Annotated in this window: 16 protein-coding genes; 10 read left to right on the top strand and 6 right to left on the bottom strand. The window is 63.2% G+C overall.

Going from position 1 to position 16,539, the window contains the following annotated elements:
* Positions 1-7: 7 nt before the first annotated feature.
* The 3 genes from lptE to IG122_RS15175 all read right to left on the bottom strand — a co-directional run bounded on the left by lptE (position 8) and on the right by IG122_RS15175 (position 3,711).
* The gene (lptE, locus tag IG122_RS15165) at positions 8-529 is read right to left on the bottom strand and encodes an LPS assembly lipoprotein LptE (protein ID WP_193185048.1); all 522 of its coding nucleotides are present in this window, start codon (positions 527-529) and stop codon (positions 8-10) included.
* The gene (leuS, locus tag IG122_RS15170; protein WP_193185050.1) at positions 522-3,083 is read right to left on the bottom strand and encodes a leucine--tRNA ligase; all 2,562 of its coding nucleotides are present in this window, start codon (positions 3,081-3,083) and stop codon (positions 522-524) included. Before leuS ends, lptE begins: the two co-directional genes overlap by 8 nt.
* Before the next feature lie 94 nt (positions 3,084-3,177).
* Positions 3,178-3,711, bottom strand: coding sequence for a DUF3576 domain-containing protein (locus IG122_RS15175; protein WP_193185052.1), 534 nt, complete (start codon positions 3,709-3,711; stop codon positions 3,178-3,180).
* Between the two features lie 337 nt (positions 3,712-4,048).
* Here IG122_RS15175 and IG122_RS15180 point away from each other — a divergent pair, with 337 nt between their 5' ends.
* The 5 genes from IG122_RS15180 to IG122_RS15200 all read left to right on the top strand — a co-directional run bounded on the left by IG122_RS15180 (position 4,049) and on the right by IG122_RS15200 (position 9,996).
* The gene (locus IG122_RS15180) at positions 4,049-5,152 is read left to right on the top strand and encodes a porin (RefSeq protein WP_193185054.1); all 1,104 of its coding nucleotides are present in this window, start codon (positions 4,049-4,051) and stop codon (positions 5,150-5,152) included.
* 153 nt (positions 5,153-5,305) lie between these two features.
* Positions 5,306-6,493: a JmjC domain-containing protein gene (locus IG122_RS15185; protein ID WP_193185056.1), complete on the top strand. Its 1,188-nt coding sequence runs from the start codon at positions 5,306-5,308 to the stop codon at positions 6,491-6,493.
* Positions 6,494-6,512: 19 nt separating this feature from the next.
* Complete coding sequence (locus tag IG122_RS15190) at positions 6,513-7,358, top strand: sulfotransferase domain-containing protein (protein WP_193185058.1); 846 nt, start codon at positions 6,513-6,515, stop codon at positions 7,356-7,358.
* Positions 7,359-7,379: 21 nt separating this feature from the next.
* Positions 7,380-9,290 carry a tetratricopeptide repeat-containing sulfotransferase family protein gene (locus tag IG122_RS15195; protein WP_193185060.1) on the top strand — a complete coding sequence of 637 codons (1,911 nt, stop codon included), beginning with the start codon at positions 7,380-7,382 and terminating at the stop codon, positions 9,288-9,290.
* Positions 9,291-9,294: 4 nt separating this feature from the next.
* Positions 9,295-9,996: a YggS family pyridoxal phosphate-dependent enzyme gene (locus tag IG122_RS15200; protein ID WP_193185062.1), complete on the top strand. Its 702-nt coding sequence runs from the start codon at positions 9,295-9,297 to the stop codon at positions 9,994-9,996.
* Here the strand turns inward: IG122_RS15200 and IG122_RS15205 are convergent.
* The 3 genes from IG122_RS15205 to ribA form a co-directional block, all read right to left on the bottom strand.
* Complete coding sequence (locus tag IG122_RS15205; protein ID WP_319024900.1) at positions 9,993-10,514, bottom strand: L,D-transpeptidase family protein; 522 nt, start codon at positions 10,512-10,514, stop codon at positions 9,993-9,995. The two genes, IG122_RS15200 and IG122_RS15205, sit on opposite strands and share 4 nt — an antisense overlap.
* A gap of 32 nt (positions 10,515-10,546) precedes the next feature.
* The gene (locus tag IG122_RS15210; protein ID WP_193185065.1) at positions 10,547-11,419 is read right to left on the bottom strand and encodes a hypothetical protein; all 873 of its coding nucleotides are present in this window, start codon (positions 11,417-11,419) and stop codon (positions 10,547-10,549) included.
* A gap of 89 nt (positions 11,420-11,508) precedes the next feature.
* Complete coding sequence (ribA, locus tag IG122_RS15215) at positions 11,509-12,666, bottom strand: GTP cyclohydrolase II (RefSeq protein WP_193185067.1); 1,158 nt, start codon at positions 12,664-12,666, stop codon at positions 11,509-11,511.
* Positions 12,667-12,767: 101 nt separating this feature from the next.
* Between ribA and IG122_RS15220 the strand changes: the two genes are divergently transcribed.
* The 5 genes from IG122_RS15220 (at position 12,768) to IG122_RS15240 (ending at position 16,530) form a co-directional block, all read left to right on the top strand.
* A complete protein-coding gene (locus IG122_RS15220; RefSeq protein ID WP_193185070.1) occupies positions 12,768-13,637 on the top strand; it encodes an alpha/beta hydrolase in 870 nt (289 codons plus the stop codon).
* A gap of 15 nt (positions 13,638-13,652) precedes the next feature.
* Positions 13,653-13,958 (top strand): DUF427 domain-containing protein, encoded by a 306-nt coding sequence (locus IG122_RS15225; protein WP_193185073.1) that lies wholly within the window; start codon positions 13,653-13,655, stop codon positions 13,956-13,958.
* Positions 13,959-14,028: 70 nt separating this feature from the next.
* On the top strand, positions 14,029-14,718 hold the full coding sequence (locus IG122_RS15230; RefSeq protein ID WP_193185076.1) for a response regulator transcription factor: 690 nt from the start codon (positions 14,029-14,031) through the stop codon (positions 14,716-14,718).
* 113 nt (positions 14,719-14,831) lie between these two features.
* Complete coding sequence (locus IG122_RS15235) at positions 14,832-15,665, top strand: MBL fold metallo-hydrolase (RefSeq protein ID WP_193185079.1); 834 nt, start codon at positions 14,832-14,834, stop codon at positions 15,663-15,665.
* 85 nt (positions 15,666-15,750) lie between these two features.
* Positions 15,751-16,530, top strand: a complete 780-nt coding sequence (locus IG122_RS15240; RefSeq protein ID WP_226893590.1) for a class I SAM-dependent methyltransferase — start codon at positions 15,751-15,753, stop codon at positions 16,528-16,530.
* Positions 16,531-16,539: the final 9 nt, after the last annotated feature.

Below are 16,539 nucleotides of genomic sequence, written 5' to 3' on the forward strand. Positions count from 1 at the left end.
GTCTCCGTCAGGAGCCGCGGATACGATTGAAGTAGAGGCCGAGACGCAGCCGGATGTCCTCGCTGATCTCGTCGGCGGCACGGCGGCGTGCGTCTTTCTCGGCGGACAGCGTGGCGAAATCCGAATCCACCCGGTTGAAGGTCGTCGTGGACTCGGACTGTCCGCGGTGCACCGGCTGTCCGGTCTCCAGATCGACCAGGATGAAGGTGGCGGCGAACCGTACCTTCGCGAAGGTCGACGTCGAGTCCTTCAGGATCACCAAGTTGGATCGGGTCTCACTGAGGCCGACATCGAGCCGGTAGCGGGCCCGGCCCGGTGTCCCCCGCGGGGTCAACTTGTCGAGCAGGCTGTTGCGCAGGAGCTGACCGGCCCGGTCCGAGATCGGCGATATCGCAATGGAGGCGAGATCCTCGGTGACGGCACTCTGCCGCCCGGTATCGCCGGACCGTTTCCCATAGACCGGCTGGAACCCGCAGGCGCCGAGGGCGAGGAGAAGAACCAGGACGGAGGCGGTGAGCGCTCTAGGCAACGATGTTCACAATCTTGTTCGGTACGACGATCACGCGGCGCGGTGCCTTGCCTTCGAGGATCTTCTGCACGTTCTCGAGTGCCAGTGCGGCCTCCTCGACGCCGGCTTTGTCCGCATCGCGTGCGGCGTCTATTGTCCCGCGCAACTTTCCGTTGACCTGTACGGCGATGGTAAGCGTGTCGTCGCGTACCAAATCCTCGCTAAAGACGGGCCAGGGCTCGCTTGTGAGCAGGCTTTCGCCGCCCAGTTCGACCCAGAGCTCCTCGGCGATGTGCGGAACCATCGGTTCGATGAGCCGGACGAGGGTCTCGTAGCCGAAACGGCGGGCCCAGGCGGAACCTTCGTCGTCACCGTCGAGATCCGCCAGCGTGTTGCTGAGTTCACGCACCTGGGCGACGGCTGTGTTGAAACGGAACCGTTCGATCGCCTCGCCGATGCCCTTGATCGCCTTGTGCACGGCCTTCTCGGCCGCTTCCGCCTTGCCGGAAAGTTCGGACGGACGCGCGGCGCCGCGCGGCGCGAAGGGTTTCGCCGGCTCGGTGATCAGGCGCCAGAGACGGCTGAGATAGCGCCAGGATCCCTCGACCCCGGACTCGGTCCATTCGAGATCGCGCTCCGGCGGCGAGTCCGACAGCATGAAGAGCCGGGCCGTATCGGCGCCGTAGCTGCCGATGATGTTCTCCGGATCGACCACATTGCGCTTCGACTTGCTCATCTTCTCGATGCGGCCGGCCTTGACGGGCGTTCCGTCGGCCGCCTTGACGAAGCCGGAGCCTTCCTTCTTCACCTCGGTCGGAAACAGCCAGGCGCCTTTTTCATCCTTGTAGGTCTCGTGACAGACCATGCCCTGGGTCATCAGGCCGGCGAAGGGCTCGTCCAGATTGAGGTAGCCGCACTTCTTCAGCGCGCGGGTGAAGAAGCGGGAATAGAGCAGATGCAGGACCGCGTGCTCGATGCCGCCGATATACTGGTCGACCGGCAGCCAGTACTCCGCCGCGTCCCTGGAGAAAGCATTCTCCGCCTGGGCGTCGGCGAAGCGCGCGAAGTACCAGGAGGATTCGAAGAAAGTGTCGAAGGTGTCGGTCTCGCGCTCGGCCTTGCCGCCGCAGCTCGGGCAGGTGACGTGTTTCCAGGTCGGATGGCGGTCGAGCGGGTTGCCTGCGCCTTCGAACTCGACGTCTTCCGGCAGTTCGACCGGGAGATCCGCTTCCGGAACCGGAACCTCGCCGCAATCCGGGCAGTGAATGAAAGGAACCGGACAGCCCCAGTAGCGTTGACGGGAAACGCCCCAGTCGCGGAGACGGTAGGTCGTCGTCTTCTCACCGCAACCCATCGCCTGCAGACGCTCGGCCACTTTCGATTTCGCTTCGTCGACCGAGAGCCCGTTGAGGAAGTCCGAATTGTAGATCTTGCCCGGACCGACATAGGCTTCGGTCCCGACCTCGAAACTCGCGGCATCGGCATCGGGCGGAAGCACAACCGGCGTCACCGGCAAATCGTACTTGCGGGCGAAGTCGAGGTCGCGCTGATCGTGCGCCGGGCAGCCGAAGATCGCGCCGGTGCCGTACTCCATCAGCACGAAGTTGGCGACATAGACCGGCAGTTCCCAGCTCTCGTCGAGCGGATGCACGACCTTGAGCCCGGTATCGAAGCCTTTCTTCTCTGCCGTCTCGATCTCGGTCTCGCTGGTGCCCATGCGGTTGCACTCGGCGATGAAGTCTTTCAGGGCCGGGTTGCTCTCCGCCACTTGCGCCGCGATCGGGTGGTTCGCCGCGATGGCGCAGAAGGATGCGCCGTAGAGCGTATCGGGACGCGTGGTGAAGACCTCGAGCTTTTCTTGGCTGTCCTTCAGCTTGAAGAAGACCCGTGCACCGTCCGACTTACCGATCCAGTTATGCTGCATCAGGGTGACCCGGTCGGGCCAGCGGTCGAGACCATCGAGCGCTTCCAGCAGCTCGTCGGCATATTCCGTGATCTTCAGGAACCATTGCGAGAGCAGGCGCTTCTCGACCGGCGCGCCGGAGCGCCAGCCCATGCCGTCGATCACCTGCTCGTTGGCGAGCACCGTGTTCTCGACCGGGTCCCAGTTGACCCAGCTCTCCTTCTTGTAGGCGAGGCCCGCCTTGTAGAAGTCGAGAAACATCTTTTGCTCATGACGGTAATAGGACGGATCGCAGGTCGCGATCTCCCGCCGCCAGTCGTAGGAGAGGCCCATGCTTTTGAGCTGCTCGCGCATGGAGGCGATGTTCTCATGCGTCCATTTCGCCGGATGCACGCCGCGCTCGAATGCCGCGTTCTCCGCCGGCAGACCGAAGGCGTCCCAGCCCATCGGGTGCAGGACGTTGAAGCCCCTTGCCTTCTTGTAGCGTGCTACGAGATCGCCGAGCGTATAGTTCCGCACATGCCCCATATGGATGCGGCCCGACGGATAGGGGAACATCTCGAGGACATAGTATTTCGGCTTGTCCGGGTCTTCGCTCACTTCGAAGCAATGCTGTTCTTCCCAGACATGCTGCCACTTTGCTTCGGTTTCGCGGAAATTGTAACGGGACATCTCTCGGCCTTGGTCTTTGGCGCCCCAGGCGCCTGATCGTCTTCAAAACCGGCTCCCTGTGGGCGCCGGGCTGTCTAGGGTCCGCTCTTCTGCGTCAGTTCCCGGTGGAGCCGATACGGAGCTGGCGCGCTCGCGTAAGGATGGCGTCCTCGAGATCCCGATGGAGCTTCTCCTCGGTTCCGATATCCTGCCACTGCCCGTCGCCCGCGAGGCGTTGCTTGAACACCTTTGCACGCACGCCGTCGGAGCGGAGCGCCCGGTCGAGGATGAAGATATTGATCTTGAAGCGCTCGTTCGGGGTATCCGGCGGCGAGTACCAGTCGGTGATGATCACGCCGCCGAACGGATCCGCGGATGCCAGCGGCATGAAGGAAATGGTGTCGAGCGAGGCGCGCCAGAGAAAGCTGTTCACCGCGATGCCCGAACCGAGCGCCCCCTGCTGCTTCTGCGTGTCGGCATCCTCTCCGAAGAGTGTGAAACCGTCCTCGCCGAAGACCTTCGATTCTTTCTCGTAGGTCGGACGCCCGCCCGGCCCGGAGCGCGGATATTCGTATTCGATATCCGCGCCTTCGCATGCCGCCAGGGCGAACACGCCCAGCAACGCCGCGTATTTCAGTCGGCCGCACATTCCCAAAAGCCCCGGAATCCTCAAATCAGTCAAGATTCGCACTCGCGTTTTTCATGTGGTCGAGACGCCTTTTACCGTTTCTGTCGGTTTGGAACAACTTGCCATGTGGAGGCAGCGGCCGAGTTGGCACTAAATCCGATAAATCCCCGATGTGCCATGGGTTTGTGGCATTTTCGCCACATTGAGACAGATTTGCATAAATGTCCGGCCTGTCTTTCTTGACGGTCACTGGGGGACCGAATAGTGATGCTTTGACGTCAGGTTAGGGGGTTAAGCAGTTCATCTGCATTCAACTGACCGCGTTAATTCAACCGACGACTCTCGGGAGTAGGGGAAAATGAAAAAGATTCTTCTCGGAACGACCGCGATTGTTGCCGCTGGCATGATCGCTTCGCCGTCCGCTGACGCTGCTGAAAAGCTCAAAGTGTCGGTCGGCGGTTACATGGAACAGTGGTTCGGCTACGTCTCTCAGGACGAAGGCACTGGCGTCACCAGCGACTTCAGCGGTTTCGACGTCAAGTCCGACTCCGAAATCCACTTCACCGGCATGACCACCCTGGACAACGGCATCTCTGTCGGCATCAACGTCCAGCTGGAAGCCAACCACAACGGCAGCGACCAGATCGACGAATCCTACCTGATCGTCAAAGGCAACTTTGGTGAGATCAACCTGGGTTCCGAGAACTCCGCTCTCTACAAGATGAACTATGCTCCGGACGAGTATGGCATCGGCATCAACTCTGGTGACCAGGGCGACTGGGTGACTCAGCCGTCCACCGTCTCCGGCGGTTCCTTCCGCAGCCCGTTCGGTTCCACCAACGTTGAGCCGAACCGGACCAACGACTCCGAAAAGCTGACCTACTACACGCCGCGTATCGAAGGCTTCCAGCTTGGTGTGTCCTACATTCCGGACACCAACCAGGACGCGAATGCCCAGCCGGACCGCAACGCCAGCTTCTCTGACGGCTATGCGATCGGTGCCAACTTCAAGCGTGACCTCGGCGGCTTCGACCTCGGCGTTTCCGGTGGTTACGGTGCGTTCACCGAAGGTGCGACCGCTGGCCAGGATGACCCGGCTGCTTGGGCCCTCGGCCTGACCGTCGGCTTCGGCGGCTTCTCCGCCGGCGCGTCCTATGCCAAGTCCGAAGGCACCACCGATGCCCTGGACGAAGAAGGCTACAACCTCGGCGTCGCTTATGCCTCTGGCCCGTGGGGCGTCAGCCTCGGCTGGTACCACGGCGAGCGTGAAGGCTCCACCACTGCTGGTGTGACCTCCGGTACTGGCGAACAGAACACCTATGCTCTGTCCGGCAAGTACGCGCTCGGCCCGGGCGTGACCGCTGCGGCCACCCTCGGCCACACCGAGTTCGACACCGACAACACCGGCGCGGAAGGTACCGATGGCACCTACTTCGTCGTCGGCATGAAGCTGTCCTTCTAATCCGGTTTCGGATTACGGACTACGGGAAGGGGCCGCCTTGTGCGGCCCCTTTTCTTTTTTGCGGCATGTATCTGATTTGCCGTCTGGCGCTTTGGAACTTCCCCTGCCCCTGATATACACATCCGAAGCAGATCGGAATGAGGGGGCGAGAGCGTGCAGTTCGAGAATTTCTTCAAGAAAATCACCCGCGACCAGTTCTTGAGCGATTACTGGGACAAGGCCTATTACTTCGAAAAAGGCTCTTTCGATCCGATCGACGCGCTCTTCAGCTGGGAGCAGATGAACGATCTGATCAACCGCTCGAAACTGTGGAACGCAAGCTTCCTGGAAATGGCCGTCAACGGCGATATCCTGCCCTCCGAGCAGTACTGCAAACCCGGCCGCGACCGTAGGGGAGCCAGCGTTCTTGTTCCGGATCCCGAGCGCGTCCGCTTCCTGATGTCCAAGGGCGCCAGCCTGGTTCTCGATTTCATCGAGGGGATTCATCCGTCGGTCCAGGACGCCACGCGCTTCATCGAACGGCTGACCGGCACGCACGCCTCCTGCAACGCCTATTGCTCCTGGAACAGCGTTCAGGCCTACAACTCACACTTCGACACGATGTGCGTCTTCGCGATCCAGATCGAGGGCGAGAAGACCTGGAACATCTACCGCGGCCGGGTGAATGAAGCGAACGACGTCCCGCGGGCCCGCCCGACGGATTTCTCGCGCGAGCAGCATAGTCAGCAGAGAGGCGAGGTCATGCAGCAGATCGTGATGCAGCCGGGGGATGTGCTCTATCTACCGCGCGGGCTCTATCACGACGCGATGACCACGGATACCGCATCGCTGCACCTGTCCTTCGGCGCCACCTATGTCGACGGCCATGCTTCGGTGAACATGCTGACCCCCTACCTGCACCAGGACGAATTCTTCCGGAAGCGAATCCCACATTTCGATGACGGGGACGATCTGGCCAACTACATCACGGAGCTCGGCAAGAGGGTCGCCGAGCATATGGCGCGGCCGGAGTTCCACAATCACGTTCGCGGCTATCTGATGGCGCAAGTGGCTGACAAGGTGGTGCGCCACAATCTTCCGGACCGCACGCCCGATATTTATTTCATGGTGACCCGCCGCCCGGTGAAACTGGCGCGCAGGGGACAGGCGGCGAGCCTGACCGGCGAGGGCTTCAGCCTCGACATCGCGAAAGAGGATTACGCGGTCGTCGAAAAGATCGTCGGGTCCGAAGAAATCTGGCTTTCGGATCTTCGTGCCGCCTTCCCCGACCGGGTTCCGCAGTTCGAGGCTCTCCTGGGGGCGCTCGCCAAACACGGGGTGATCTGGCGGTTGCGCGGATGACGGGGTCGGAAACAGCGCGATGAGCGGCATTCTCTGGCTCGCCTCCTTTCCCAAGTCGGGCAACACCTGGCTCCGGATCTTCATCGAGAATCTGTTCCGGAACAGCCCGGAGCCGGCTTCGATCAACGATCTCGGGGTCGTGCGGTTCGGCGACATGATGGGGCCGCTCTATGAACAGATCGCCGGCAAGTCGCTCGCACAGCTGAGCGATGCGGATATCCATGCGCTTCGCGAGCCGCTGCAGAAATCCTGGGCATCGCAGCCGGAAACCGCGATCGTGAAGACGCACAACGCGCTGATGATGCATGAAGGCCGGCCGCTCATTCATCTGGAGCATACGGCCGGCGCCGTCTATGTCGTGCGCAACGTCTATGACGTGACGGTCTCCTATGCCGATCACTACCGGCTTTCCCTGGACGACGCGGTGGAAGCCATGACCTCCTATCTGCAGACGACGCGGACGACAAAGGCCGCCGTGTTCCAGGTACTTGGCACTTGGACCGATCATTACCGGAGCTGGCACGCGGTGGAGAATTTCAATCCGCTGACCCTGAAATACGAGGCGATGGCGAAGAATCCGACCAAACCGTTCGGCGCCTTCATGCGGTATCTCGGCGTCCCGAAGGATCCCGAAAGGCTGAAGCGCGCGATCCGCAACAGCAGCTTCTCCGTGGTTGCCGGCCAGGAAAAGCAGACCGGTTTCCGCGAGCGGGTCCACCAATCGCAGAAGTTCTTCCGGGCCGGCGGCGTCGGCGGCTACCGGCAGGTGCTGAGCGAGGATCACGTGAAACGCCTGACAGAGCGCCACTATGATCTGCTCCTCGAGCTTGGATATATTTCCAAGTCCGGAACGCCGCGCGTCTGATCCGGCGAAATCGGGGTTTGAATGGCTGCAGCTTCCTACGATCTTGGGCCGATCCAGCGTCTCGCTTCGGGCGGGCGCTGGAGGGAGGCGCGCGAAAAGTATGCGCGCGTCTTGCGTAAGGCCGGGGGCGACTGGCGGCCATACTACGCGATCGGCATGCTGGAGGCTTCCGGCGGTCATTTTGATCGCGCCGAGCAGCTTCTCGAAAAGGCCCGCAGCCTCGCACCGGCGACGGAGCTTCAGGTCGCCGTGAACCTGGCGCAGGTGCGTTTCCACAAGGGCGCCGCCGCTGCCGCCGCCGAGCTGCTGGGGCCGATCGCCGGGCGGCTTCGCGAAAACCCGCAGGTCCAGAAACTCCACGGCAGCATCTTGCTGGAGCTCGGGCGCTACGACGAGGCGGCACTCGCGCTCGAAACGGCACTGGCGCAGGGCGACGATCCGGCTGTGCTGAACAATCTGGCGGTCATCTATCGCAGTCAATGGAACCTGCCGCGCGCTGCGGAGATGCTCGAACGGGCCGCGCGGCGGGATGACGGCATCGAGATCCGCAGCAACCTTGCCAGTATCTACCTCTCGATGGGCCGGAGCGATGCCGCGAAGGAGCGCTTCGAAGAGCTTCTGCGCCGGGATACCGGCGACCCGCGGGTGCTTCGCGCGCTGGCGCAGTTCTGCCGCGAAACGGGCGATCTCGCACGAGCGGTCCGGATGGCTAGGCGTGCTGTGACAGCGGACCCGGGGCAAACCGCATCACTGAGGCTCCTTGCCGAACTGCTCGACCGGCAGTCGGCTCTGGACGAAGCGCTGCGGGTCGCGACGAACGGCGGCTTCCTCGCGCCGCACGATCAGTTTCTGACGGCTCTTCGCGGGCGCGTGCTCCGGCGGCTGAAACGTCACGATGAGGCAAAATCGTTGCTCGCGCCGGCTCTGACCGGAATTGCTCAAGGACCCGATACGTTCAGGCTCGGTTTCGAACTGGCCCAGACTCTCGATGCGCTGGGAGAATGCGAGGAGGCCCTGGAATGGTTCGAGACCGCCAATCGCGTGCAGTTCGAGGAGTTCCGCGACGGCCAGCTTGACCCTGGCCGCGCCTTCTCGGAAGTCGCGGAGCTGGCGGCGGTATTTACCAAGGCCCCGGCCTGGGCGAAGCAGGAGGCAGCCTCCGCTCCGGGCGAGTCGGACCCCGTCTTTCTCGTCGGGTTTCCGCGCTCCGGCACCACCTTGCTGGATCAGGTTCTCGATGCCCATCCGAGTGTGGAGGTGTTGGAAGAGCGCCCGCTGATCACCAATCTGGCGCTCAGGCTGCGGGCGGAAGGGGTCTATCCGGGCGCGCTGGAGACTCTGCCGGAACAGAAGCTTGCGGATCTCAGATCCGCCTATTTCGCCGAACGCTCGCGCTTCATGGTGCCGTCGGAAGGCGCCGTCTATGTCGACAAGATGCCGCTGAACATCGTCCATGCGGGCCTCATCAGGCGGTTGTTTCCGCGCGCGCGCTTCATTCTCGCGCTCCGCCATCCCTGCGACGTCTGTCTGAGCTGCCTGATGCAGAATTTCAGCCTCAACCATTCCATGGCGGTGTTCTGCTCGCTGGATGACACGATCCGTTTCTATCGTGAAGTCTTCTCGCTCTGGGAGCGCTACATGGAGACCCTCGATCCGTCGGTGGTCACGGTCAAATACGAGGACATGACCCGCGATCTCAGAAGCTCGACCGAACCGGTGTTGAATTTTCTCGGACTGGACTGGGACGAGCGCTTGCTGGCCTTTCACGAGCACGCCCGCAGCCGGGGCTATATCGCGACGCCGAGCTATGCGCAGGTGACGCAGCCCCTCTACGGACATGCCGTGGCGCGCTGGCAGCGATATGGGCCTAAACTAATGGCGGCAGCCGAGGAGCTGCACGCGGAAATCGAACGCTTTGGCTATGGGGACTGAGACGATGGACATTGCGGAAAAAGATGCCGACGTGAACGTTGCGGACAATCTCCGGACTGTCCGCACTCAAATCGCGGCGGCCGCGGAAGCCGCGGGCCGCGCGGCGGACGAGGTAACGCTCGTTGCCGTCGGCAAGGTGCAGCCGGTCGAGCGGGTCGAGGCAGCGCTGGAGGAGGGGCAACGGGTCTTCGGCGAGAACCGGATCCAGGAAGCGCAGGGCAAATGGCCGGCGCTCAAGCAGAAATATCCCGGCGTTGCCCTTCATCTGATCGGGCCGCTGCAGACCAACAAGGCAGCCGATGCCGTCGCGCTGTTCGACGTGATCGAGACGGTCGACCGCCCGAAACTCGCCCGCGTTCTGGCTGACGAGATGAAAAAGCAGGGACGCAGTCTCGAATGCTTCATCCAGGTGAATACCGGCGAGGAAGAGCAAAAGGCCGGCGTGCTGCCGTCGGAGGCGGATGCCTTCATCGCAACCTGCCGCAGCGAGCACGGGCTCAATGTCACCGGTCTGATGTGCATTCCGCCCGTGAACGAGGAGCCGGCGCTGCATTTCGCGCTCTTGCGGGAGATCGCCCGTCGCCACGGCCTCGAGAAGCTGAGCATGGGTATGAGCGGCGACTACGAGACAGCGATCGAGTTCGGTGCCACCCATGTCCGGGTCGGCACGGCGATCTTCGGAGAACGGCAGAAACCTACCGGCTAGGCGAGATCCCGCGGAACCACGATCGCGCCGTCTCCACCGCATTCTTCCAGCACCCTCAGCAGGTCCGGCAGGGCGAGCGCGATGCAGCCTTCGGTACCGGAGTAATCCGGCCGGGCAACATGCATGAAGATCGCGCTGCCGCGGCCCGGAACCGGCGGGTCGTCGTTGTAACCGAGTTCCACAACCACGTCGTAGACCGCATCCTCGCGCATCAGCCGTTCGTGCGATGCCTGATAAGGCAGGGCAACGAGGCGGTTGTAGTTGTCGGGATCGGCCGGGTCGTCGCTCCAGCCCTGATCCGGAGTGATTTCGATCGCGGCCCTGCAGCCGGGCGGCGGTGCGAGGCGGTCGCGGCGGTAGAAGATGCGGCGCAGCGGAAAGCGTCCGACCGGCGTCGCGCCGTCGCCTTCGCGTTTGTCGGCCCGGACGCCGCCCTTGCCGATCGCGCAGCGTAACAGTTCGCCATTCATGTCGAGATGGTAGATGCCGGCGGCGCCCGCCTTGAGAACGAGATCCAAGAAGTCCCTCCGTCAGAACAGCCGAAGCGCGGCTAGCCCGCCTGCTGGTTCGGAGCCTTCATGGTTTCATACTTGTCGAGCGCTTTCATCATCCAATCGGCCAGTCCGGCGCGGTTCGCGGGCGGGGTCATCGGTCCGGCGGACGCGGTCTCGACCGGGGTGGCGGACCTGTTCTTCAGGCCGGGTTCCGTGAGGGAAGGCAGCGAGGGCCCGCGCTTGCGCGTCGCCGTCTTTGCCTGGCTCTCCCGGATCAGGTCGTCGAGCCCGCGGCCGGTGACGCTCTGCAGCGACGGACCGGACTCCTGTTTCGGTGTGATCACGCCGCTGCTCCAGTCCACTGGACCGTTGGAGCGCCCAGGCATGCCGAGGGCGCTTGCCTGGGCATAGGCGGCGAGCGCCTGCGGCGAAGGGAGGTTGCCGAGATTGGCGGAGACAGGTTGTTGCGGAACCGTATCGGTTGATGCTTCCGCGAGCAATCGTGTCGAGCGGCTGGCATCGAGGCCCGGAACGGAAGAGGGGGCGGCATCGCGCTCTGTTATCTGTGCGACCATTGTGCCACCGATATCGGCGCCCGCTTCGGCCTCGACGAAGATATTCGCGACGCTCGCGATCATGCCGGCCGGACCGCCATACAGGGTTCCGCCAGCCATCCGCGCAGCCGGGGCGATGCTGTCGCCGGTCAGTTCGCGGTAGAGCGTCGAGATGAAAGGCAGATGCTGCAGCGGGTTCACGATATCGATGAAATCGTCGAACCCGAACCCGTCTTCTCCCCAACCCTGGTCGCCAGTTTCGGTCTCCGCGCTCACGGAAGCCCGTTCTCGGACATCCTGCTTCACGTCGCGTTCGCCGGACTGAAAGGACTGGGACCACCAGGCAGGTTGTGCCGCCGATTGAGTGACTTGCATCGCAAAGGCTCCTTTTGCCCTGCAGGAATGCAAGTGCCGTACCAGCTGGATGTCGTCGAAACCGCCTCGCGAGCAGCCTCTTGAGTCGCCTAGAAAAGATGGCCTGTGCGCGCCGCCTTGGTCTTCAGGTAGCCCTCGTTGTGGGCATTGGACGGGAAGATATGGGCGACCCGCTCCACGACATCGACGTTGCAGTTCTTGAGCTGGGCAATCTTTTCCGGATTGTTGGTCATCAGCCGCACCGACCGCACCCCGAGCTGAAGGAGCATCTCGGCGGCGCTGAGATAGACCCGTTCGTCTGCCTCGAAGCCGAGCTGTTCGTTGGCGTCGACGGTATCGCTTCCGAGATCCTGCAATTGGTAGGCGCGCAGTTTGTTGATGAGCCCGATATCGCGGCCTTCCTGGGCGAGATAGAGCAGAATCCCAGAACCCTGGTTGCCGATCTCCTTCAGGGCCCCCCGAAGCTGGTCACCGCAATCGCAGCGCAGGCTGCCGAGAAGATCGCCGGTCAGGCATTCGGAATGGAGGCGGACCAGAACCGGGGCGTCGAAATCGGGCTCGCCGATGATGATCGCCAGATGCTCCTCGCCGCCGTCGGCGGGTCGGAAGGCGACGATCCGCGCGTTTTCCGCGGCGGCTAGCGGCACGCGCGCGGCGGCGACGCGGCTGAGCCGGCGCGCACTTGCCTCGACATAGTCCTCGATGTCCGAGACGCCGAGCGAGAGCAGCCCCTGCGCGTGGGCCCAGCGCGCAGCCTCCGCGGCCTTCACGTCGGTGACCCGGGCCACGACGACCGAGGGAAGCAGCCGTGCCCACTTGGCGAGCTGGACCACCGCGGGCCCGAGGCGGCCGGCGCGCACCGGGACGATGGTCAGCGCCCGGCGCAGGGCGCCGAGTTTCTCGGGTTCGAAAAGCGGATCGGCGATCTGGCGGACCAGTGCCGCGTCGACCCCGCGCGGCAGCGCCATGCTCGAATAGGGCGGGATGGCCTCGTTACCGGTGATGTCGCGCGCCCGGTTCCTCGGCACGATCACCGAGGGCAGGCTGCCTGCAAGACGCACCATGGCGGCAAGGGCGACCTGGTTGGCCATTTCCGCGGCGAGCACCAGCAGCACGCTGTCGTCGGCCGATCCGTGCACCAGCACGAGGCCGCCGCGGCGAAGTTCCGAGATCGCCCGGTCGACGGAGGTCTGGGTCGAGGGAGAGGCGGGCGCGCCGCCGCCCGATTTGAACTGAGTGTTTTCCATGAGCCGCATCATCTTCCGCTCGAGGCCAAGGTCAAGCGCCTTGAACCGCCGCCCCGCCTAACGCAGTGTTTCTTTTCGACCACGGAAAGATGGATACGGCGATGACGCTTTTCAAAACCTATGACCGGGCTGCGCTCGACCGGGAGTACGACAACCGCAAGAAGGTAGCGAACAGCGCCGAAATCTCCGCGTCCTGGGAGGCGAAAGGGGCGGAGGTCCGCCGTCAGTTCTCCGCCGATCTCGACATCGCCTACGGGGAGCATTCCCGCCAGCGCGTCGATATCTTTCCCGCCGGGAAGCGCGATGCGCCTGTCCTGATCTTCGTTCATGGCGGCTACTGGCACATGCGCGACAAGTCGATCGCGCATTTCCTCGTGCCGACCTTCATCGCGGCGGACATCACCTTCGTGTCCGTCGGCTACCGGCTCTGCCCGGAGGTTTCGGTCTCCGACATCACGGAGGATATCCGGGCCGCGATCGGCTGGGTTTCAGAGAACGCGTCGGGCTTCGGCGGAAACCCGTCGCGGCTCTATCTCGCGGGACACTCGGCCGGCGGCCATCTCTCGGCCTTCATGGGCGGTCCGGCCGGCATGCCTCCGGGCGTGCTGAAAGGGATCTGTTCGGTGAGCGGACTGCACGATCTGGAGCCGATCCGGCTCTGTTATCTGAACGACGCGCTGTCACTCTCTGAGCAGGAAGCCGAGGCCCTGTCGCCGATCGCACGGGTCCGGGACGCGGATGCCGCGGGCCTGAAGCTACCGCCGCACCTGCTGACCGTCGGCGGCCGCGAGGGGCCGGAATATCTGCGCCAGCGCGACGAGCTTGCCGAGGCGCTCCGGGCGAAGCGGCAGCCCGTCGAGGTCGTCGATCTGCCTGATCGCGATCATTTTACCGCGCTTGAGGCCTTCGGAGATCCGCACCATCCGCTGTGCCAGGCGATGCTTCGGCTGATCCTGGCGCCGGCCTTCTGAGAGGGGGCGCAAGGTATGTTCGATCAGGTTCTGGTGGCCCGGGTCGGCGATATCGAGGTCGCGCGTGCGGCCGAACGGGACACGATGACGATCGAGGGAAGCGTCTATTTTCCGCCGGACTCCGTCAATTTCGGGCTGCTGACGCAAAGCGGAACACAGACGCGGTGTCCTTGGCGCGGGGAGGCGGTCTACTATGATGTGACGGTCGGAGAGCGTGTTGTGGAGGACGCCGCTTGGTCCTATCCGCAGCCGACAAGGAAAGCGGAACGTCTTCGAGACTTCGTCAGTTTCTGGAAAGAGGTCGTCGTGGAGCCCGTTTAAGACTCTGGTATTCGGAGCCCATTCTTCTTAAGTGTGGAACTCCATTTCATGTAACGGATCGTGTCGGGTGATGGTGAACGGTAAGAAAGTCCTGCTGGTCGAAGACGACGAAGCGCTTCGGATCACGCTGGCTGAGCAGTTGGAACTGCATGAGGAATTTGCAGTCCAGGCGGTGGGGACCGGAGCGGAAGCGCTGGAGACCGTCAAGTCGGCCCATTTCGATTTGATCCTGCTCGATGTCGGCCTGCCCGACATGGACGGGCGCGACGTCTGCCGGCTGATCCGGCGCCATGGCGTGAAGTCTCCGGTCGTGATGCTGACGGCGCAGGACGGCGATGCGGATACCATTCTCGGTCTCGATGCCGGTGCCAACGACTACGTGACCAAACCTTTCAAGATCGCCGTCCTGCTCGCGCGTATGCGGGCGCATCTGCGCCAGCACGAGCAAAGCGACGACGCGGTCTTCACCATCGGCCCCTACAGTTTCCGTCCCAGCGCGAAGCTGCTGATCGACGAGGCCAAAAATAAGAAGGTGCGTCTGACGGAAAAGGAAACCGCCATCCTGAAATACCTCTACCGGACCGGCGGGCGCATGGTGAAGCGCGAGACTCTGCTGAACGAAGTGTGGGGCTACAATGCCGGCGTAACCACCCATACGCTGGAGACCCATGTCTACAGATTGCGCCAGAAGATCGAGATCGATCCCTCGAACGCGCAGATCCTGGTGACCGATCCCGGCGGCTACCGGCTGGTCCCCTGAGCCCAATTAGGCGCTTGTCCCGATTTGATCTTTTCACGTCGGCGTGGGTCATGCAGACTTGCGGCACCGATTGAACCGGCAATTTAACCCGAAATTGGGTGGGGGGATCGAACTTGTCGCCGGGAGCCGAGTTTTTTGTCCGGATCTGGGGCGCGCGCGGAAGCCTCGCCTGCCCAGGGCCGGACTTCGTGCGCTACGGCGGCAACACGGCCTGTCTGGAAGTGCGCTGCGGCGGCCGGCTTTTCATTCTCGACGCCGGCACCGGGTTGCGAAATCTCGGGCTCGAGCTCGACAAGATGGGGGCGGTGGATGCGGACATGCTCTTCACACATTCCCATCTCGACCATATCGGCGGCCTGCCCTTCTTCACCTCCGCCTTCAAGAAAGGCAATGTGTTCAGGATCTGGTCCGGCCACCTCTCCGGAGGCAAGGACATGCGCGACGTCCTCGCCCGGCTGATGTCGTCGCCGCTCTTTCCCGTGCCGCTTGAGGTTTTCCAGTCGGAGCTGGCCTTCAGGAATTTCGCTCCGGGCGATGTCCTCGACTTCGGTCCGGACATTTCGGTGCGCACCACGATGCTGAACCATCCCCAGGGCGCAATCGGCTACCGCTTCGACTATGGCGGAAAGTCGATCTGCTACGTGACCGACACCGAACACAAACCGGGCGAGCCCGACCGGAATATCCTCGAACTGATCGAGGGCGCGGACGTGATGATCTACGACGCTTGTTACACCGACGAGGAATTCCCGAAATTCGTCGGCTGGGGCCATTCGACCTGGCAGGAAGGTATCCGGCTCGCGGATGCGGCAGGGGTGGGCAAGCTGGTTCTGTTCCATCATGATCCGAGCCACACCGACGAGGTCATGGACGAAATCGTGCGGCAGGCCGAAGAGCGTCGTCCGGGCACGGTCGCAGCCCATGAAGGCCTGACAGTTACACCCTGATATGACCCGAACCAATCACCCGTCACTGGGGCATACCTGGCGCCGGATACGCTTGGGCCTCAGCACCATTCTCGGCATAAAACCAATGGGTTACTTCATGCCCTACCGCTATGCGGCGGAGGTGCCGAGCGAAGGTAGTCGTTATGCGTGGATAGAGGAGCGCTTCGCCGGCGAGGCGCTACCGGCATTCACCGGCGTGTTGCATACGATCGGGAGCTACCGGGAGGCGCTTCTGGCGATCGGGGACGCACCGCCTCCGGAGCCGCGCTGGCGCCAGGACTGGTTTCCGGCACTCGATGCCGCGGCGGCCTATGTGATGGTCCGCGAACGCCGTCCGGCGCGGATCCTGGAGATCGGATCGGGGCACAGCACGCGATTTCTCGCCCGCGCGGTCCGCGATGGCGGCCTCGCCACCGAGATCACCTGTGTCGATCCGGTGCCCCGCGCGGATCTCACCGGCACCGGGGTCCGCTTCCTGAACCGGACGATCCAGCAGGTGGAGCCGGGAGACCTGCCACGGCTCGGATCGGGCGACATCCTGTTTCTCGATTCCAGCCACCTGGCGCTGCCGGGATCGGATGTGGATCTGGTCCTCAATCACCTGCTTCCGACGCTGCCGGCAGGCCTCTTGGTGCATATTCACGACATAGTGTTGCCTGACCCCTATCCCGAGGCCTGGGCGTGGCGCACATATAACGAGCAGCTGCTGGTCGCCGCGCTGCTCGCGGGCAAGGGCTTTGCGCCTCTCTTCTCGAGCCATTTCGCCCGGACCCGTCTGCTCGGGACGCCAGAGGTGCCGGATCTTGGCTGGCTGCCGCTCCCCGACGGAGCTCTGGAGACCAGCCTCTGGCTCGAGAAGCTCTAGGCAAGGCGG

The sequence above is a fragment of the Nisaea sediminum genome (genome assembly GCF_014904705.1).
In the GTDB taxonomy this organism is placed as follows: domain Bacteria; phylum Pseudomonadota; class Alphaproteobacteria; order Thalassobaculales; family Thalassobaculaceae; genus Nisaea; species Nisaea sediminum.